Origin of the sequence: Spirosoma agri (genome assembly GCF_010747415.1) — a bacterium.
In the GTDB taxonomy this organism is placed as follows: domain Bacteria; phylum Bacteroidota; class Bacteroidia; order Cytophagales; family Spirosomataceae; genus Spirosoma; species Spirosoma agri.
The window spans coordinates 733,355-752,765 of the sequence record NZ_JAAGNZ010000001.1 but is presented as its reverse complement, the minus strand read 5'-3'; the positions used below and the strand labels follow the sequence as shown (position 1 = coordinate 752,765).

Annotated in this window: 13 protein-coding genes; 7 read left to right on the top strand and 6 right to left on the bottom strand. The window is 52.2% G+C overall.

Annotation, left to right across the window (positions count from 1 at the left end):
* Positions 1 to 158: 158 nt before the first annotated feature.
* Positions 159 to 365: a cold-shock protein gene (locus GK091_RS03160; RefSeq protein WP_164035162.1), complete on the bottom strand. Its 207-nt coding sequence runs from the start codon at positions 363 to 365 to the stop codon at positions 159 to 161.
* 344 nt (positions 366 to 709) lie between these two features.
* On the opposite strand from GK091_RS03160, the gene GK091_RS03155 reads away from it, so the two are divergent.
* Positions 710 to 931, top strand: coding sequence for a PspC domain-containing protein (locus GK091_RS03155; RefSeq protein WP_164035161.1), 222 nt, complete (start codon positions 710 to 712; stop codon positions 929 to 931).
* Positions 932 to 979: 48 nt separating this feature from the next.
* Here GK091_RS03155 and GK091_RS03150 read toward each other — a convergent pair whose 3' ends face one another.
* A complete protein-coding gene (locus GK091_RS03150) occupies positions 980 to 2,011 on the bottom strand; it encodes a glycosyltransferase family 2 protein (RefSeq protein WP_164035160.1) in 1,032 nt (343 codons plus the stop codon).
* Positions 2,012 to 2,085: 74 nt separating this feature from the next.
* Positions 2,086 to 2,415: a YbaB/EbfC family nucleoid-associated protein gene (locus GK091_RS03145; RefSeq protein WP_164035159.1), complete on the bottom strand. Its 330-nt coding sequence runs from the start codon at positions 2,413 to 2,415 to the stop codon at positions 2,086 to 2,088.
* A gap of 183 nt (positions 2,416 to 2,598) precedes the next feature.
* On the opposite strand from GK091_RS03145, the gene GK091_RS03140 reads away from it, so the two are divergent.
* The 4 genes from GK091_RS03140 (at position 2,599) to GK091_RS03125 (ending at position 11,409) form a co-directional block, all read left to right on the top strand.
* On the top strand, positions 2,599 to 2,808 hold the full coding sequence (locus tag GK091_RS03140; protein WP_164035158.1) for a hypothetical protein: 210 nt from the start codon (positions 2,599 to 2,601) through the stop codon (positions 2,806 to 2,808).
* Between the two features lie 466 nt (positions 2,809 to 3,274).
* Positions 3,275 to 10,039 (top strand): putative Ig domain-containing protein, encoded by a 6,765-nt coding sequence (locus GK091_RS03135; protein ID WP_164035157.1) that lies wholly within the window; start codon positions 3,275 to 3,277, stop codon positions 10,037 to 10,039.
* 279 nt (positions 10,040 to 10,318) lie between these two features.
* The gene (locus GK091_RS03130; RefSeq protein WP_164035156.1) at positions 10,319 to 10,984 is read left to right on the top strand and encodes a hypothetical protein; all 666 of its coding nucleotides are present in this window, start codon (positions 10,319 to 10,321) and stop codon (positions 10,982 to 10,984) included.
* A 158-nt stretch (positions 10,985 to 11,142) separates the two neighbouring features.
* Positions 11,143 to 11,409 carry a hypothetical protein gene (locus GK091_RS03125; protein ID WP_164035155.1) on the top strand — a complete coding sequence of 89 codons (267 nt, stop codon included), beginning with the start codon at positions 11,143 to 11,145 and terminating at the stop codon, positions 11,407 to 11,409.
* Between the two features lie 47 nt (positions 11,410 to 11,456).
* Here the strand turns inward: GK091_RS03125 and GK091_RS03120 are convergent, their stop codons facing one another.
* Positions 11,457 to 11,834, bottom strand: coding sequence for a hypothetical protein (locus GK091_RS03120; protein ID WP_164035154.1), 378 nt, complete (start codon positions 11,832 to 11,834; stop codon positions 11,457 to 11,459).
* Between the two features lie 78 nt (positions 11,835 to 11,912).
* Complete coding sequence (locus tag GK091_RS03115; RefSeq protein WP_164035153.1) at positions 11,913 to 12,770, bottom strand: alpha/beta fold hydrolase; 858 nt, start codon at positions 12,768 to 12,770, stop codon at positions 11,913 to 11,915.
* 496 nt (positions 12,771 to 13,266) lie between these two features.
* Between GK091_RS03115 and GK091_RS03110 the strand changes: the two genes are divergently transcribed.
* Complete coding sequence (locus tag GK091_RS03110; protein WP_164035152.1) at positions 13,267 to 15,759, top strand: hypothetical protein; 2,493 nt, start codon at positions 13,267 to 13,269, stop codon at positions 15,757 to 15,759.
* A 118-nt stretch (positions 15,760 to 15,877) separates the two neighbouring features.
* On the opposite strand, the gene GK091_RS03105 is transcribed toward GK091_RS03110, so the two are convergent.
* The gene (locus tag GK091_RS03105) at positions 15,878 to 17,680 is read right to left on the bottom strand and encodes a T9SS type B sorting domain-containing protein (RefSeq protein ID WP_317166268.1); all 1,803 of its coding nucleotides are present in this window, start codon (positions 17,678 to 17,680) and stop codon (positions 15,878 to 15,880) included.
* Positions 17,681 to 18,110: 430 nt separating this feature from the next.
* Between GK091_RS03105 and GK091_RS03100 the strand changes: the two genes are divergently transcribed.
* Positions 18,111 to 19,397: a bifunctional 3,4-dihydroxy-2-butanone-4-phosphate synthase/GTP cyclohydrolase II gene (locus GK091_RS03100; RefSeq protein ID WP_164035150.1), complete on the top strand. Its 1,287-nt coding sequence runs from the start codon at positions 18,111 to 18,113 to the stop codon at positions 19,395 to 19,397.
* Positions 19,398 to 19,411: the final 14 nt, after the last annotated feature.

Sequence of the window (19,411 nt, the reverse complement as noted above, 5' to 3'; positions counted from 1 at the left end):
CGTTGATAGTCTCCGAGATAGAGGGTGGGAACCCGCCAGTTCAACCAACCATAGCGGGTTCCCGCCCGCCCTACGGCAAGTAAAGAAAAACCCCACTCGGATTTCGAGCGGGGTTTGTTATTTCGTGGTCAGTGATAAAAGAGGATAAGGTTTACTACTTAATAATCTGACTCTAGTTTTTTCACTTTCACAGCGTTGAGGCCTTTTTTTCCATCAACTACTTCGAACTGCACCCGGTCCTTTTCGCGGATGGTAATACCATTGAGACCAGTGATGTGAACAAAAATGTCACGATTGGAATCGTCTTCAACGATAAACCCGTAGCCTTTGCTTTCGTTGAAAAACTTTACTACACCTGTTTGCATAAACTAAAAAAAATTAAACTAATTAAACATACAAAGGAAAAGAGAGTGACAAAAGACGCAGAATAGACTCCGAAGTATAGAGCAGGCGGTACACTTGACTGAAACTCAACGAACTTTGTTGATAACAGCAAGCCAGTGTTTTACCCAAACATAGATTACGATGCAACACAAAGTAAATAAATTTGTTCCTAACTCAATGCAAAATCGCTCTTTTTTTGGGTATCAATGCCTTATATGTTGTGCCTTTCTGTGTAAACGGCAAACATTCTATTGATTTCATTCGTTAGTTTTGTTCTGGCAAGTATTGCGGGTAATTTTGCGACAAATCCGTCAACTCAAAGAGTATGGATAAGCTTAGGTATTTTGTCGAGAAACAGGCGTTTGGCGTCTGTTCATTGTTGGGCGAGAAAATGAACATCTCGGCCAGCAGTATACGGCTCTATTTTATCTACACCTCGTTCCTGACGCTGGGCTCGCCCGTTGTTCTTTACCTCATACTGGCGTTCTGGATGGAAATGAATAAACACCTCCGCCGACACGCTCATCCCACCATCTGGGAATTGTAGAAAAGCAGGCCCAATGTAGGATAGGCCGGTACAGGTTTGCAGCCTGTGTCATCGGTTACGTAGCTCCCTGAACGTTTTCGCACCCTTCACGAAATAAGCCCAGACAATACTGTGCGGGTACAAAGCGACGGCGGTTTTCTGCTGTTTTTGTAGGGCCTTGCGCTGGCGGTGGAGCTGTGGTAGATGGCCGTAAAAAGCGAAATGAGCCCGTATAATGGCCATCACATCGCGCCATTGCCCTACTTTCAGGAAAAGCAGCGACGAGACGCCATCCAGTATCAATCGCAATAAGAATTTTCCCCACAGCCAGCCATCACTGGGCCAGTTCTTGTAGAGCATGAACAGGCTATTCCGGTAATTCAGGTACGTTTTATGCGGGTTTGACTTATGGAGCGTCCCTCCCCCAACGTGATAGACCGTCGATTGACCGCAAGCCCACACCTCATAACCGAGTCGTTGTAGACGCCAGCACAGATCGATTTCTTCCATGTGCGCAAAAAACGAGTCATCGAATCCGCCAACCTGGTGGAATAGGTCGGCCCGCAGGAACAGACAGGCACCTGTTGCCCAGAAAACGCGCTGATTGTCGTTATACTGTCCTTCATCCGTTTCGAACGTAGCAAAAACACGCCCCCGACAGAAAACATAACCAAGCCAGTCGACGTAGCCACCGGCTGCTCCCGCATGTTCGAATAGATCACGCTGACTATACGACAGAATTTTAGGCTGGCAGGCTGCAATCTGCGGATTAGCCTCCAGCAAGGCCATCACGGGCGCGATCCAGCCCGGCGTTACCTCAATATCGGAGTTTGGGAGAACGTAGTACCGCGCACCGCCGTAGTTCGTCCGAATGTACTCAAGCGCCCTATTATACCCACCGGCATAGCCGCCGTTGGTAGGTAGTTCAATGAGCCGGATATCGGGAAAATTGGCCCGGACAAACGCGACCGAATCGTCGGTAGAAGCACTATCGGCGACATAAACCGGATGCCCTTCGGCATGGGCAAGCACCGTCGGCAGAAATTTGGCTAAAAAAGCTTGACCGTTGAAATTGAGAATAACAATTGCGAGACTATCCACGGAACGAGTTTGTGGTTTATCGTTCGTAGTTGGTACGTGCAGCAACTACGAACAACAAACTTACAAACACTTTCCTACATTAGCCCGTCCAGATTCAGGCCCGGAATGTTTGGCAGCAGTCCTTCGGTAGCCTGACGAAGGTGTTCCCGCGCTTTTGTTTCTATATTTCCGATCGCTTTGTTGGTCGCGGCAACGATCAAATCCTGCAACATTTCGCGATCATCGGGTTTGATCAGATCGGGATCGATCTCGATTTTCAGCACATTTTTCAATCCGTTGACCGTAACTTTTACCAAACCAGCTCCCGATTCGCCCGTTTCGGTAATGGCACTGAGATTTTGTTGGGCATCCTGCATACGGGACTGAACTTCCTTCATTTTCCCGAACATATCCATCATGTTCATATCATCAAAAACTTTAAATGAAACGCTTCGTAATTAAGTGTAAAGCTATTTGTTAAGCATTTCTCACGAAACGGTTGTTTTCGCCCGTTCTCGTAAAACAGTTCAGTATTCTTCAAGTAGCCTTTTATTGGCTAACCCATCCGGCTTAATGCTCTCCTTCAAGTCAACATCCAAAAGCCGCCGATGTTTTCTGGACAAGAACGGAAAATAAACCGCTCACCTGCCTTGTCCTTACAAGGGTTCAGCAAATACGCATACCGGCTCATCTACCTTGTTTTGCTTCGTCAACGTTTGTCGCTGGGTTTTCTCAACGAAACGCTGTCAGTAAACGAGTTTCCAATTGGTAAATTCGCTACTCAGAAAAACCTGCGTGTTGACGGTAAAAAGATGTAGTGGGGTCGTTAAACCGCACGGTGAGCCAGCCTGTTGATTCAATCGGAACGCCCAGGTTCGACCAATCGGCTTCCATGTGAATTTATTATTAACTAGTGCTTTCCCGCCTTTTAACGCATGGATTCAGCCGGCCTATGTTCTGCGACTGGCCCAAGCCGTGCATGCACGAAAAGGACAATTATCCGTTGGGCCGAAGCTATACGTAAACAAGCCGAACACGATCGCTGAGAACCAATGCCTTAAACTCAATCGACGTTTACCCAGGGTCAATGATCATACTTATGGACAAGGGCCCCACCGTTTCTGTATCAGCAACAAGCGATGCACCAAACATTGACTTCAGCTACCGGGCAAATCTCGCAGCGTGCAACTCGTGTTAACATATTGTTAACTAGAACATTACAACTGATTGACTGGCTATTTTTGCAATTCATTAGCACCGGTTAATCTCCTTAGTCATCGTTTTATGAAACACCTCTCCTTCCGTAGATTACGCTATGTGATTTACTATTTCCTGGGTTTATTCTCTGCTTTCAGCGGACGAGCCCAGTTCACGGCAGGTAATGTCGTGGTACTGCAAGCCGGTAACGCAACAGCTCCGGTCAATCTAACCAACACCGGTAATCCGATCGTTCTCAAGGAGTTTTCCCCAGTTGGCCAACCGGCGACGACGGTAACAATTCCTACCACAGGTGGAACACCATTGGTCATTAGTGGCTCAGCCGCTTCGGAAGGATTACTGACCAGAGCGGGCAACGGCCAATCGCTTGTCTTTTCCGGGTATGCTCAGGCACTACCCAATACAATTCAGCTCGCCAGTTCTACGGCGGCAACCATTAACCGGGCTATTGGCAGCGTGAACGCATCGGGTACATTCAGCCGGGTTGCCAGCAGCACGTCCTTTCATTCCAGCAATAACATCCGGGGTGCTGCCTCCGATGGAGCGAACAAGTACTGGTCGGCCGGGGGAAACGACGGGACCGACTATTTCGGATTGGGCACACCCGTCAATGTGCAGAACACCAATGCCAATACGCGATCGGTGGCCGTCTTCGGCGGTAAGCTGTATTTCTCGACCCAATCAGGGACTACGTTAGGCGTATATCAGGTTGGATCGGGCCTGCCAACGACCAGCGGTCAGCCAACGTCCGTTGTTATCAGCACCGTAGGAACGGGAACCGGAACGTCTTCCCCAGCGGGTTTCTTTTTTAACGAAACAACCACGATCTGTTACATTGCCGATGGGCGAAGCATAGCCAATGGCGGTGGCGTTCAGAAATGGGTGAACAATGGATCAGCCTGGACATTGGCCTATACGCTGGGCACCGGTAGCAACTCAACAAACGGTACGTTTGGGGTAACCGCCGATTTTTCCGGAACAAACCCAATCGTTTACGCAACGACAACCGAAGCAACGGCCAATCGCCTGATCAAAATTACCGATACCGGCACCGGTTCTGCCGCGACAGTCCTGGCAACCGCACCGGCCAATACGAGTTTTCGGGGAGTGGCCGCTGCACCAGCCGTTGCCTGCCCGACCATCACGGCCAGTTTGCAGGGGACAACGACGATCTGCTCCGGCACAAGCGCTAATCTGTCGGCCACGATTTTGGGAGGTACGGGTCCGTACTCGCTAACGTACTCGGATGGCACAACCAACACAACGGTATCGAATTACGTCAGTAACGCCGCCATTTCGGTTAATCCGACGTCCACCAAAACGTACTCGATCATTGCCGTAAGCGACGCAAACGCCTGTTCGGGAACCGTGAGCGGGTCGGGGGCTACGATCACCGTAAATGCACCGCCCACCGTCGCAAACGCCGGTGTTTCGCAAACGATCACGTCCGGTAGCAGCGCCGTTTTAGCCGCCAACGCACCAACGACGGGAGCGGGTGTCTGGACCGTAGCCAGCGGCCCATCGACTTCCGCGTCACAGCTAAACGATCCGGGAAACCCATCGACCTCATTTACCCCGGCGGGTGGTGCCGGTGAGTATGTACTAACCTGGACGATCACCAATGCCCCTTGCCCAGCATCAGCCAGTAGCGTTACTATTACGGTTACGCCTACGGCACAACCTGACCTGACCGTTTCGGTGGCGGGTCCTGTTTCGGCGATCGTGGGTGATGTGTTCGCGTATAGCTTGGTTGTGAGCAATTCGGGCTTGGGGAACGCCACAGCCATTGACGCTCAATTTATTCTGCCAGCCGGCGCTTCGTTCTCCGGTATCTCAACCGCTGGCGGCTTTGTTCCCTGCCAATCGGGCTCAATCGTTTCGTTCGATCAGGGGGTACTCTCGGCGGGTACCAGTACTACGTTGATCGTGCGCGTTACCGCCAATGCACCGGGTACAGTGTCTATGCCAGCGGGGGCTGCGGTTGTCGATCCCAACAACACTATTGCCGAAAGCAACGAAGCGAACAACAACTCAACCGAAACGTTCTCGACCACAGTAGTACCGGCGAATCAACCGCCCGTTGCTCCTGGCTTTACTAATCAGACGGGTATTGTAGCGGTGCCGTTCAGTTACACCGTTCCGGCCTTCACCGATCCAGAAAATCAGCCGCTATCCTATACGATTACAAACCTGCCCACGGGTCTGACGGCTGACAATGCGAGCCGAATCATCAGCGGTACCCCAACAACGGGGGGCACATCGACGGTGACCATCGTAGCCAGTGATCCGCAGAGTGCTACGACAGCGGGCACCTTTACGATCACCATCAATGCCAATGCAGCCCCAACGCCAGCCATTGTTTCGAACCAAACGGCAACCGTAGGCGTAGCTTTTAGCTATACGATACCAACGTTTACGGACTCCGAAAATCAGTCGCTGACCTACGCGGCTATGGGTCTTCCAGCTCCGCTGACGTTCGATCCAGCTACGCGTATTATTTCCGGAACGCCCAGTACAACAGGCGTTTCGGCCATTACGATCACGGCTACCGATCCGGCTAGCAACACAGCCAGCGCAGCATTTTCGCTGACTGTTAGTGCCGCTCCGGTTGCCAATACGATCCAAATTACGGAATACATGTACAACGGTTCGGCGGGTGAGTTTATCGAATTGACGAACGTAAGCAACGCGCCCGTCGACATGACCGGCTGGAGTTTCGACGACGCATCCCGAACCCCTGGCTCCTTCCCTATCGGTGGTTTTGGTGTTGTTCAGCCGGGTGAGTCCGTTATCATATCGGAACTGGCAGCGGCTGCTTTCCGGACAAACTGGTATCTTCCCGCATCCGTAAAAGTTGTCGGTGGTAATAATCAGAACCTCGGCAACGGCGATGAGATCAACATTTACGACGCGTCCAATACCCTGGTCGATCGGCTTACCTACGGCAACACGGGCAACGTCATCACCAACGGCACCAGCGCCTGGCCAACAACGGCTAACTTAAACGCGACAACAGCTACTTCCTGGCAGTTATCGGTAGTGGGCGATGCGCAAAATTCGTACGCGGCTACAACTGGTAACATTGCCAGTCCCGGCGGATACTATAGCCCGCTCAATCGCGTGCTGGTGCGCGAATCAGGAGGAACGACGGTAGTTACGGAAGGGGGTGCCACCGATACGTACACCATCGCGCTAAATAGTCAGCCATCGTCTGATGTCACGATCACCGTAAATCCGGGTTCGCAATTAACGACCAATTCGTCGACGCTCACGTTCACGTCCGCCAATTTCAGCAGCCCGCAAACTGTACTGGTAACGGCTATCGACGATGCCATTTACCAGGGTGCTCCCCGCTCGGTGACGATCACGCAAAGTGCGGCTAGTAATGATGCTGCGTACAATGGAATTGTAGTAAATCCGGTTTCGGTCACGATTACGGACAATGACCAGCCCGCCAGCGCAGCACCTACGATTCAGGTCGCCAGTACAACAACCAGATTCGTCAATTTACCCGCTAATGGTCCAGGTTACGTGAGTGGCGTTGCCAACGATCCAACCGATCCGGCCAGTACGCTCGGCATTGATTTTACGCTGGCGGACACCGATTCCGATGTGGCTAGCCTGACGGTGACGGCAACCAGTAATAACGCTAACGCAACGCTGAATCTAAGCGGAACAGGGAGCAGTCGAAACCTGAAACTAGTACCGGCGGGTATTGGTTATTCGGTCGTTACCGTAGCGGTGACCGATGGACTCAATACAACCAATTACGTTATTAATTATGCCGCTTCAGCCGCGTCGGTTACGCCCGCTACAACCCGTTTTCATACGGAAACCAGCGATGCCTCAACGGCTATTCTGGTCGATGCCAACTACATGCTTGTCGCCGATGATGAGAACCAACGCCTGCGGCTGTACGATCGTCAACAGTCGGGATTACCAGTAGCCGGATTTGATTTTACGTCGTCGCTTGGCCTGACCGATGTATCGGGCGGTGTACCTCGTGAGGTTGATCTTGAAGCGTCGGTTCGTCAGAATAATCGCATTTTCTGGATAGGCTCGCAGAGTAATGCGGATGGTGGCAACGCTCGCCCAAACCGCGATCGGGTATTTGCGACGGACGTATCGGGCAGCGGTGCCGCAACCACACTGAACTACGTTGGCCGGTACGATTTCTTACGCGAAGATATCATTAACTGGGATTTGACAAACGGGCATGGCAAAGGCGCTAATTACTACGGTCTGCAAGCTAGTGCAACTCCGGCGGTTGGTTCCAAACAGCCGTCTGGGTACAACATCGAAGGCGCTGAATTCGGGCCGGATGGGAATACCGTATACATTGGTCTTCGCGCCCCACAGATCGTGCCCGCGAACCGGACAAAAGCGCTGATCATACCGGTGCTGAACCTGACAAATTTGGTGAGTGGACAAGCACAGGGCTCGGCTACGTTTGGTGCACCGATTGAACTGGACCTGGGCGGACGAGGCATTCGCGAAATCAGAAAGAACACAGCGAACCAGTACATCATCGTGGCCGGAGCCGCTGGCGATGCAGGTGCAGCACCGAATGATTTTCGGCTGTTCACCTGGACCGGTAATGCCAACGACGCACCTCTAGAGCGCAATGCCAATCTAACTGCCTTGTCAGCGAATGGCAGCTTTGAGTCAATCGTTGAGGTGCCCGCGTCACTATCGGACAATACACAGATACAGCTATTGGTCGACAACGGGGACGCCGTCTATTATAACGATGGCACGATTGCGAAGGAGTTGACGCAGAACAATTTTAAGAAATTCCGGTCGGATATCGTTGCACTGGGTTCTGCCCCGAATACAGCCCCAACAGTGGCCAATGCCATTGCACCCCAGTCGGCTACGGTAGGTACGGGCTTTAGCTTTGTGATTCCGGCCAACACCTTCTCCGATGCCCAGACGCCAAACGGGCTGACGCTATCGGTGAGCGGGCTGCCCGCCGGTTTAAGCTTTATCGCTCCGTCCACGATCTCGGGAACCCCCTCGACAACGGTAGGCTCGCCCTTCACCATTACGGTGACGGCAACTGATCCGGGCAGTCTGTCGGTCAGCACTAGTTTTGCCCTGACAGTCAACCCGGCTACGGTCGTTACACCGGCTAGCTTTACCATTGCCTCCGTGACGACGGTGAACTGCGCCACGCTGTCGGCTGGCGAACGAAGCTTGACCTTCAATCCGGTCTACAGTGGTACCAATGGTTCGCCCATCACCTTCTCGGTAGTTAACGAGCTAGGCGCGACGACAGAGGCAGGCCCTTACACCCTGCGTTTGTACACCGACAACCCAACGATTGCTCTGCGGGCGACTCAGGATGGTACGCAAGCTAGTTTCGCCTACAACTGGCTGGCCGCTTGTTCGGGCACACCGCCTACCAACACGGCACCAACGGTTGCCAATGTGATTGCACCCCAGTCGGCTACGGTAGGTACGGGCTTTAGCTATATGATTCCGGCCAACACCTTCTCCGATGCCCAGACGCCAAACGCGCTGAGTTTGTCAGTGAGTGGTCTGCCCGCGGGCTTGAGCTTCATTGCTCCGGCCACCATCAGCGGTACTCCGTCGACAACGGTAGGCTCGCCCTTCACCATTACGGTGACGGCAACCGATCCGGGCAGTCTGTCAGTCAGCACTAGTTTTGCCCTGACGGTCAACCCGGCAACGGTCGTTACACCGGCTAGCTTTACCATTGCCTCCGTGACGACGGTGAACTGCGCGACACTGTCGGCTGGCGAACGAAGCTTGACCTTCAATCCGGTCTACAGTGGTGCCAATGGTTCGCCCATCACCTTCTCGGTAGTTAATGAGCTAGGCACGACGACAGCGGCAGGCCCTTACACCCTGCGTTTGTACACCGATAACCCAACGATTACTCTGCGGGCGACTCAGGATGGCACCCCAGCTAGTTTCACCTACAACTGGCTGGCCGCTTGTTCGGGCACACCGCCTACCAACACGGCACCAACGGTTGCCAATGTGATTGTACCCCAGTCGGCTACGGTAGGTACAGGCTTTAGCTTTGTGATTCCGGCCAACACCTTCTCCGATGCCCAGACGCCAAACGCGCTGAGTTTGTCAGTGAGTGGTCTGCCCGCGGGCTTGAGCTTCATTGCTCCGGCCACCATCAGCGGTACTCCGTCGACAACGGTAGGCTCGCCCTTCACCATTACGGTGACGGCAACCGATCCGGGCAGTCTGTCGGTCAGCACCAGCTTTGCCCTGACGGTCAATCCGGCAACGGTCGTTACACCAGGTAGCTTTACCATCGCTAATGTAAATACCATCAACTGTGTGGTGGTATCAGGTGGTGAGCGGAGTGTGACGTTTAACCCCGTCTACAATGGTGCCAGTGGTTCGCCCATCACCTTCTCGGTAGTTAACGAGCTGGGTGCGACTACGGTGGCAGGCCCTTACACCCTGCGTTTGTACACCGATAACCCAACGATTACTCTGCGGGCGACTCAGGATGGTACGCAAGCTAATTTCACCTACAACTGGCTGGCCGCTTGCAGTCCGAATACGCGCGTGGGAGCTAGCGAACATAGCGAATCCCTGTCGGTAACCGTTCTGGGCAATCCCGTCGTGGGCGAATCAGTTGAGGTTCATATTAGTGGGGTCGCTGGCCAGGCCGTTCAGCTGAATCTGGTCGATCTACAAGGCAAGCTGGTGAATACGCATCGAATCGAGCAGGCCCAAGCTATTGAGCGGGTCAGCTTGCCCCTGGGTGCCCGTAGTGGGCTGCTGTTCCTGGATGTGAGCACGTCTACTCAGCACCAGCAGGTTAAGGTCTTAAAACCTTAGTTTCCTTTACTATTCATCGCGTTGAAAAAGCCCGGACCTCTATGAATCCGGGCTTTTTTAGTACCCTACCTCTCCTGTGATAGACGGTGGCTGAAATACCGCTGGACATACCAGGAAGGTGATACCTGACGATCTGCGGCCAGAAGATCATTCAGGCTACTACTGACATCTACCCACCAGAACCACGGTATAAGCCAGAAAGTTAATATAAAAATAACATGAATTAATCCGTTTATTCGGCGGTGACTTTTAGCTTAGCTAGCCTAAACTCAAGCGGCTATGAAGAATTTTATCTATGCCAGCCTCGTCACGGCTTCACTGATGAGCTGTTCGACGGATGGCTCTATCTCATCGAGCGTCATCGTTCCAGGTGCGAGTGGATCGACGAGTGTAGCACCCAACGAAAATGTCAGTGCTCTCTTCCAGCAGTTTCATGGTAAATACAAAGTGATCAGTTCGACCAGTAACCAGCCTGTAGACGTCAACCAGGACGGTGACTCATCGTCCGATCTATTAACAGAAATTCCCGAATTAAGGCTGCAAGCCGGCACTCAATATCACATCGATATACGCATCTATGGTCCGTCAGCGACCAGTTCGAAACCTCATTTTTCATTCACCCAATGGTGGCCTGAACAATACATACGAACGGGCGTTGGCCGCGTTTGGGATGGCGGTGAATTGATAAGCTATAATCCGGACTATCTTGTGAAGTATGATTTTCAGGGTGCAGGGCGCTCCTTCTCTTTTTCGACCGACCTGAAACAACTCACGATAAACGCAAATGAAAACGAGAACCCATTTCGCTGGGTTCGGCCCGAATCCGTAACGATTGATGCTACTGGACGGATCAGCGTAGTAAACAAACGGCGGCTGTATACGCGGGCGGGTGTTCAGGAAGTACTGATCACAACCGTGTATGAACGGTTTACCATGACAACGTAGTAAACTGCACCAGCGTCTGACGTAGAGCGTACTCTTCGGACAGAGAATCAAAAATGGCAGACCGATATTGTTAACGAATTATCGTTTTTGATAACTTTTACATAACAGCTGCTTTGGCGAAAATGGGTACTTTTGACCGGATAATTCATCAGGTCGTTATGCGTTTTGTCGCCATATTCAATCAACATCAAGTACCCCACGCACTCGGGTTTACTAACTCCGTCGAAGCACTCGACTTTCTGTTCTGGGGTTACGAAGATCAGCAGTTACTCCCCTACGGTATTTACGACAAATTTACCGATCAGGTGACCACCTATACTCATGCCGGGCAGTTAGTTCATACCATCAAGGAGGAATCCATTCGCGTGACGGTGAAACGGCACCTGGCCCTGACACATCGTCCAGCGACTAGCGAGCCTTCTTAAGCCAACAGCATCGATGGGCTGTGCGGTGCAGAAGCCATGACTAGTCACTAGTAGATAAACCATCTGGTGTTGTCATCCATTCGGACCAGCTCGCCATCGGTTATTACCCTAAAAACGATTTCCTCTGGTAGGCTGGTGGAGGGTTGAACGGTGATTTTTTGGCCCTTCCGCTGATAAGTAGCACTCACAATTATGTCTCCTCCACCAAGCAGGAGACCAGCGGTACCGTTCGCGTTGAAGTAAACCACTTCCGAGCAGTTAAACTCCGCATTGGCCTGGCTAATGCGAACGCACTCATCAGGGCTGTACAGCTCGTGTTTATAGCGTCGTTCCGTGTCGAAAGCAGGTTCAATGAGTGGGTTACACGTGCTCAGCAGACCGATCAGGCCAATGCATACGCATCGTACTGGATAGGAGATCGTCATAGCTATATTTTCTAACGAAGACCCGGTCAACACGGGAAAGGTTGCAATGGCAGGCTAGTCCATTCTGCGCAACCCTTATCAGTGGCTTTGCTCTTTATCAGCGCTCTCGGCAAAAAAATCAATCGCCAGTTGACAAAGCCTGTCACTTTTCAGCTCCGGCATCTCGTGACCCATGTTTGGGTAAATGCACAATTGTCCTCTTCGGAGTGATCGGAACATCTCGACGCTGTGCTCCAGTTTTATCATGTCACGATCTCCCCGTATGATTAGCACGGGTACGGCAATGCGGGAAAGCTTGTTGTCCGGCACTTTAATTTCTCGCGACCACATGGCTTGTGTATCCTCCCAGAATTTGATCCATTTGTCGGGTTGCGGATTCATCCGCTGGTAGTTTTCAAGCCATGTGGAGTCTTCTTTTACCGCTTCTACCGTATACTCCTTCAACAACGCACGCCCTTCCTGGGTCAGCCCGCTTGATCGGGTGTTGGAACCGCCACTAACCACTTTCTTTATTTTATCTGGTCTATTGGCCGCCAGCAACAGGGCGGTGTTGCCGCCCATGCTCCAGCCCATCACATAGGCGCTGTCCAGATGAAGTTGGTCGATGAGTGCCGAGCAATACTCGGCTAACAAGTCCCCGCTCAAACTGTCGGCCTGCTCAGACCGGCCATGTCCCGGCGCATCCGGTGCGATCACTTTAAAGTGCCTGGACAATTCGGGAATGATATCGCCCAGGTTTTCGATTGACCCAAGCCCCTGGTGAAGCAGCAGTAAGGGCATGCCTTTCCCGTATTCTTCGTAGTAAATCTTCGTGCCGTGTATGGTCAAATAGCTGCCCTTGTTGGAGCCGTATGGAATCGATGTGGCGGCTTCATTAGCCTGATTGCAGGAGACAACCAGTAGTGCTGTCACCACGTAGTAGATAAACTGTTTCATCGCGGTACGTCGCTTTCGAGTTGGTAAATGAGTTACCAGTCCAGAAGCGAATAAAACCGCGCATCTTTTAGTACGAGCCAGTTCTTTATGAAGTTTTAACAACTGGTGAGATCTGAGCCACTAGTGCTCCGCCAGAATAAAGAATAGCGGGTTTGGCCAAGCTCCAGGTTGACCCGATAACCTAGTCACTTCTTTGCTACGAACGGCTCCGAATAGGTACCAAACCGAACCGATTGTCCCCAATCCGACAGAAGATGTCCCCAATCGAAAAGCGCGTTTTTCAAGGCTCAACTACATTTGCAGGTAGATCGACTGCGCCACTAAAAAACAATAGATGCCGCTTAGTTAATAAATCAATTCGTTCGCAAGGATACTTAATAAATCGCTACCCGTTGCGCTTACTTGATGATGTTCAGGCATTGTTGCAGGCGATGGCGCATCGATTATCCGCTTACCAGTTCATACAGTATTTCATGTTCTAACCCGTTTCAAGTTTATGCAAAACATGTACCGTTTAGTAGTCCGTCCAACCTGGTTGGTTATGGTTTGGGCGCTGTGTTTATCCTTGCCCTTCGGCGTGTTGGCCCAGGTGCCCTTTCGGTTGAGTAACCCAGATTACGATTGCGCTACCGGAGCGATCACTTTCAAAACAACGGGTGGCAATGGCTCGCCCATTACATACACGGCACCGGGCGTCACCCGCTCCTCGCCCACCAGCAACACGGGCGTTGTCGAACAGGGCTTGCGCAACGACCCTAAATCACTTACCATCACCGCTACTCAGAATGGGGAGACCGTAAGCACTACCTTTAATTTTGCGCTGTATTGTAATACTCGCCAATCTTCACCCCTGTATAAAACGGTTGACAATCGAACCTTGCCCGTAGGCCAATTCGTGTTAGGTTATCCGGACTTCGTAGTTGGGCAGGGTTACTACGCTTCGTATGATTATTACAACTACACAAAATGGCCAATCTCCGCTACCGGCTTACCACCTGGACTCGGCTTGTACACAAGTGTAATGTCAGGAACGCTCTTCGCTGTCGGCATTGCCGGCAGTCCAACTACCCCTGGCGTATATCCGGTGCGTGTAACGGCTGTTGATCCTAAGTTTCCAAACGATCCTCCCTACGTCACCACCTTTACGATCACCGTTACTGACCCATCGGTCGTCAATCCCCCGATCAAGCCCCCCGTTTTAGCGAAGTCCATCCCTGATATGACCTTTACCGTTGGACAAGTTCCGAAGCAGGAAGACTTCAATCTGGGCAACTACATTGTTGACCCTACCCAAAGTCAGCCGCGCTACTTCCCGGAGTGGACAGCCTCTATCAAGGGATTACCGGCGGGTATCCGTCAAAACACATTCGGTGATTTACGCTATAATCTTAGCGTTTCGCTGACGGGTGCGCCTACCGTAAGTGGTGTCTATACCGTGACGGCAACAGCAGCTACCCAGTATTTTGCTTCCCAGCCCGTCACAACGACCTTCAACATTACGGTAACTGACAAGCCGGTTAATCCACCCACCAGCGGAGCACTTGCGTTGACCCAGCCCACCTATGATTGCGGCACCGGAGCCATTACCTTCAATACGACGGGTGGCGATGGCTCGCCCATCACGTATTCGGCACCGGGCATCACCCGCTCCTCGCCCACCAGCAATACGGGTGTTGTCGAACAGGGTTTACGTAACGACCCCAAGCCCATCACCATCACGGCCACCCAGAGCGGGCAGACTGTGAGTTATACGTTTGACTTCAAAGCGTATTGTAGCAACGTGACGCCGATTCTTCCGCCGGTTGTCGACGGTGCGATTCCTGCGATGGTTGTGCGAACCAATAGTGGTCGGGCCGTAGAACCGTTTGTTGTAAGCCAGTACTTCCGCGACCCAACCCAACCGTTTGGCACGTATAAATCTAACCTACGGTTTAGCATTGCCGGTTCGTCGGGTCAGTTGCTGACGACCCTGCCGCAGGGTCTGTTTTTGAAAGATTTGAGTGCGGAGCAGTCTGCCTACGCGTTCATCGCCGGATCGACCACGCAGCCAGGCACCTATACGGTGACTGTAACCGCTACCAATCTGAATCTGCCAGCCCCTGCCAACTCGACATCGGCTCCCCTGATCATTCAGGTTATCGATAAACCTGCCTTTAATGCCGATGGCGCACTGGAACTAACTCAACCTGATTATAACTGTCAGACCGGTGTTGTTGGCTTTCGCCTGGTAAACCGCGCGACAACGGATGTTTCGCCCATTACCTACACCGCGCCAGACGTTACTCTTACATCAGCAACCAGTTCGACCGGAGTTGTTAACGCTGACGTACAAAATAACCCTCGCCCCATTACCATTCAGGCAACGCAGAGTGGGCGAACGGTGAGCTATGTTTTTGATCTGAAAGCCTACACGGCGGCTTATTGCAGCACGCCGACGCCACCAAATCCGCCAACGGGAGGAACGTTGACGTTGCTGGCACCGACCTACGATTGCGGCACCGGAGCTATTCATTTCAATGCGGGCGGAGGCAATGGCTCACCCGTTGAGTTTAAGGCGGTCGGCATTACCGACTGGACCATCAATCCGGATCAGTTTGTGGACCGAGACAGTCGTACCGCCAATGATGTAAAACCCTTCACGCTGATGGCTCGTCAGAGTGGGTACGAAACTACCTACACCTGGGATCTGAAAGCGGCTTGCGGACGGGCCCGTGTCGGCGTTCAGGAATCCGGTTCGATCCTATCGTTAACGGTGTTGGGTAATCCGGTTCAGGAGCAGCTACGGGTTCGTATTGACGGAGCCGAGGGCCAGGCTGTGAACGTACAGTTGATGGACCAGACGGGTCGTTTACTGGAAAGTCGGGCGATTGAGCGGGCGGGCCGGTCCGAAGAGCAAACGTTTAAGCTCAGTCAACAAAACGGGGGTCTGTTGCTGCTTCGGGCAGCCACCAGTACGCAAACGAGTACGGTGAAGATCAGTAAGCAATAAAGACAGGAATCGTTAAAGAAAACGGGCTCTGGAATTTCTCCGGAGCCCGTTTCTGTTTAGAGTCATGCGCTTGGTCATTAACTCGTCGCTCACCAAATGTTGCGCAAGATTCAGGGTTCTATCGCAGCAGTAGCAATGCACCTGTCCGGACGGTTTTCTGATCGGTAGCGTCAGTCACTTCGATGCGGTACATGTACTGTCCCGAGTTGGCTGGCTGGCCGTTAATTGTACCATCCCAGCCCTGATTTCGATCCGTAGTGCTATAGATCACGTCGCCCCATCGGCTAAAAATCGTCATTCGAAACTGATTGAAAAAACTCCCTTTTACCAGAAAGGTAGCGTTCATGTTGTCGCCGTTTGGCGTGAAAGCGTCAGGCACCAGAATTTTCGGATCGCGCCGGAACGTGAAGTAGTTCGAGTAACTGGCGTACCCCTCCGGCGATACCGCGACAACCCGATATCGCTGCGACTGTAGATTCGGGTCATTCTGATCGGGCTCGAAATGCGTATTCCCGCCGAGTGCGATCTGCTGCCGGGTATTGCTTACGGAATCGACTATTTCGAGCGTATAATAATCAACCTTGCTGGGCGAAAAGGGCGAAGCCGCTGTCCAGTCGATGCCCGCCGGCGATTGGGAAGACAACAACACCGAACACACAGGCTGCGAAGGAGCCGATGTCTGACCGCAGTTATTTCTGTACGTTAGCTGGTAGCAATACGAGTTTGCCGATGCATCGGCGGTTGCGTCGAGGTATGAATTTGTGCTGATATTTGCGATGACCTCAAAGGAACCTGACGAATTGGTAGATCGGCTGACCGTCATCGTGTAGCTAGCCGATGTGCCGGATGTCGGGAGGGTAGCCACTATGTACGGATGGTTGTTTTCGACCGAAACAATCACGTCACCGAAGTTACCTGTCGGCTCGTTGTTGACGCCCGTCACGCAGGACTGCGCCGAGGTAACGACCGTCTGGCCAACGGTGGCTTCGAGTGTGTAGCAATACTGGACGCCACATTCAATCGCGCTATTGTCCGTATACGTCGTTGTTGTCCGGTTGGCAACGGAGCCGGTCGGGGCCGCCCCTTTATAAATCCGGTAGGATCGGAAGCTGCTGGTTGCTGACGTGGACCCCGCATAGGCCGACCAGCTCAGGTTATTTTGTTTGCTGCCCGCTTTCGTATCGAGTACCAGACTACAGACCTGTTCCGATTGATTCGGGCTCGTGTTGCCGCAGGCGTCCTGATACGCCAGCTGAAAACACTGCACTTGTTTGGCATCGGTCTGAACGGTAAACGTCCCGGACCCTGTGCCTGTCTGGCCCGTTGGCGCGTATATGCCGGACGCATCTTTTTGCAGCAACTGAACGGATAAATTTGTCGTCGACTGGTACTGTAATGCTATGGAATTATCACCGGTTGTCGTGAGCTTCGTGATGACGGGCGTCGTGATCGTACCGATCAGCGAAACGGTTTGCTGGGTTGCTCGGGCGTCTACATCGGAAAGCTCGCAACTGGCGGGTGCATTGTACCGACCCTTTATGTAGATCGTTGGTGTGGCTACGTTGGCGCTGTAGGTGTGACTGATCGGCTTCATAACATCGGCCCGGCTATAAGGACCACCATTCTGTCCATCGCCCCAGTTGATTGTAAACGTGTCATACTGACCGGTGTTGGCATCCAGCGTTACGTTGACAATGACCTGACGGCCTGAACAGGCTTTGGCCGTAAATTTTATGGGATCACGCGATAGGACCGTTATTTCTTTACAGGCAATCGTGCCTGTTCCGGCACTACCTCCAGTACCTACCTGTATGATCGTGTACGAACCTGGCTTAGTATAATTAACATAAGTGACATTTGTGGTAAGGTTTTGGGATAAACCATTTCCGTTATATTGGAAGTCGTATCCGGCATTTGTCACATCTGGCTGTACTGCTATAATTTTAGCTGCTTCCCCGAGACAGATTCTAGTTTTTTCTAAAGTAAATCCTCCTTCTGCTGTTCCACGTCTGTCAACACAGTAATTCTGTGCCTGCACATTCACTCCTATCAGTAAAAATAAACTGGCTAGAAAAGCAGTTAAACACATGGTTTTCACCCCAATTCCAATCGGCCACATTCGTAAAATTCGCACAAGGGTAAAGTTTTTTATCAATGATAAGCTGATGACGGTTTCTATCCCTAGAAACGTTACGGCGGACATTTTCGCGCCCGGCGAAACGTATCTTTCGCAAAAACAGTTTTGCCTTTAAAAGTAAGTAGTTTTCGGCAGTTGACTGACAAAATCGAAAACTGTATGCTCGTAATCCGACAATCCGGCGCTTGTTCGCCTACACGCATCGTACAAACCAATGAGCAATAATAATACCAACGGCACCGGGACAGAATCATCCAATGAACCTGTGTCCGATACAATACGTCTGGATCGTATCGAAGACGCCATCGCCGATATTAAAGCGGGCAAAATCGTTCTGGTAGTCGACGACGAAGACCGCGAAAATGAAGGGGATATGATCTGCGCGGCCGAAATGATCACGCCCGAAATGGTCAATTTCATGGTTCGTGAAGCCCGTGGCCTTATGTGCGCCCCACTCACGCAGGAACGCTGCGACGAACTTGGCCTGGAGATGATGGTGACCAGCAACACCTCCGTTCACACAACACCCTTTACGGTATCGGTCGATTTACTGGGTAATGGCTGTACAACGGGCATTTCCGCGTCCGACCGGTCGAAGACAATCCGAGCCCTGGTCGATCCCGCAACTGTACCCGACGATCTGGGTCGCCCTGGCCATATTTTCCCATTACGTGCCGTCGAAGGGGGCGTCATTCGCCGGGCGGGTCATACCGAAGCCGCTGTCGATCTGGCCCGGCTGGCGGGTCTGGCACCCGCGGGCGTACTGATCGAAGTGTTGAATGAAGACGGGACAATGGCTCGTCTGCCGCAACTGCGGATCATGGCCGACCGGTTCGGGATGAAGCTGATCAGTATTCAGGATCTGATCGAATACCGGCTGCGCACAGAAACGCTGATCCGGCGCGAAATTGGCGTGGACATGCCGACCGAATGGGGTCATTTTGATCTGATCGCCTACAAACAAAGCAACACCGGCGATACCCACCTGGCGCTGGTGAAAGGCACCTGGGAACCGAACGAACCGGTGCTGGTGCGGGTCCATTCGTCCTGCATCACGGGCGATATTTTTGGTTCGTGCCGGTGCGACTGTGGCGAACAACTCCACGCAGCGATGAAACGCATTGAGGCCGAAGGCAAAGGCGTTGTCGTTTACATGTTTCAGGAAGGACGGGGCATTGGTCTGCTCAATAAACTGAAAGCGTATAAATTACAGGAAATGGGCCGCGATACGGTTGAAGCTAACCTCGACCTGGGCCTGCCGATGGACTCCCGCGATTACGGCATTGGGGCACAGATCGTCCGCGATCTGGGTATTCGTAAGCTTCGGCTTCTTTCCAATAATCCAAAAAAACGGGCCGGGCTCATGGGCTACGGTCTGGAAATAATCGATACGGTCCCCATCGAAATTCCATCGAATCCGCACAATGAGCGCTACCTGCGCACCAAGCGGGACAAAATGGGTCATACGATTATGAATGAGCCCGTCAACGAAGAACAGTAGACGCCGGTTCAATT

Bases quoted from the DNA above. Each gene is read 5' to 3' on its own strand.
- GK091_RS03115 (WP_164035153.1), bottom strand. From the start codon at position 12,770: ATGAAACAGTTTATCTACTACGTGGTGACAGCACTACTGGTTGTCTCC.
- GK091_RS03125 (WP_164035155.1), top strand. From the start codon at position 11,143: ATGCGTTTTGTCGCCATATTCAATCAACATCAAGTACCCCACGCACTC.
- GK091_RS03120 (WP_164035154.1), bottom strand. From the start codon at position 11,834: ATGACGATCTCCTATCCAGTACGATGCGTATGCATTGGCCTGATCGGT.
- GK091_RS03110 (WP_164035152.1), top strand. From the start codon at position 13,267: ATGCAAAACATGTACCGTTTAGTAGTCCGTCCAACCTGGTTGGTTATG.
- GK091_RS03145 (WP_164035159.1), bottom strand. From the start codon at position 2,415: ATGAACATGATGGATATGTTCGGGAAAATGAAGGAAGTTCAGTCCCGT.
- GK091_RS03135 (WP_164035157.1), top strand. From the start codon at position 3,275: ATGAAACACCTCTCCTTCCGTAGATTACGCTATGTGATTTACTATTTC.
- GK091_RS03130 (WP_164035156.1), top strand. From the start codon at position 10,319: ATGAAGAATTTTATCTATGCCAGCCTCGTCACGGCTTCACTGATGAGC.
- GK091_RS03160 (WP_164035162.1), bottom strand. From the start codon at position 365: ATGCAAACAGGTGTAGTAAAGTTTTTCAACGAAAGCAAAGGCTACGGG.
- GK091_RS03100 (WP_164035150.1), top strand. From the start codon at position 18,111: ATGAGCAATAATAATACCAACGGCACCGGGACAGAATCATCCAATGAA.
- GK091_RS03155 (WP_164035161.1), top strand. From the start codon at position 710: ATGGATAAGCTTAGGTATTTTGTCGAGAAACAGGCGTTTGGCGTCTGT.
- GK091_RS03140 (WP_164035158.1), top strand. From the start codon at position 2,599: ATGTTTTCTGGACAAGAACGGAAAATAAACCGCTCACCTGCCTTGTCC.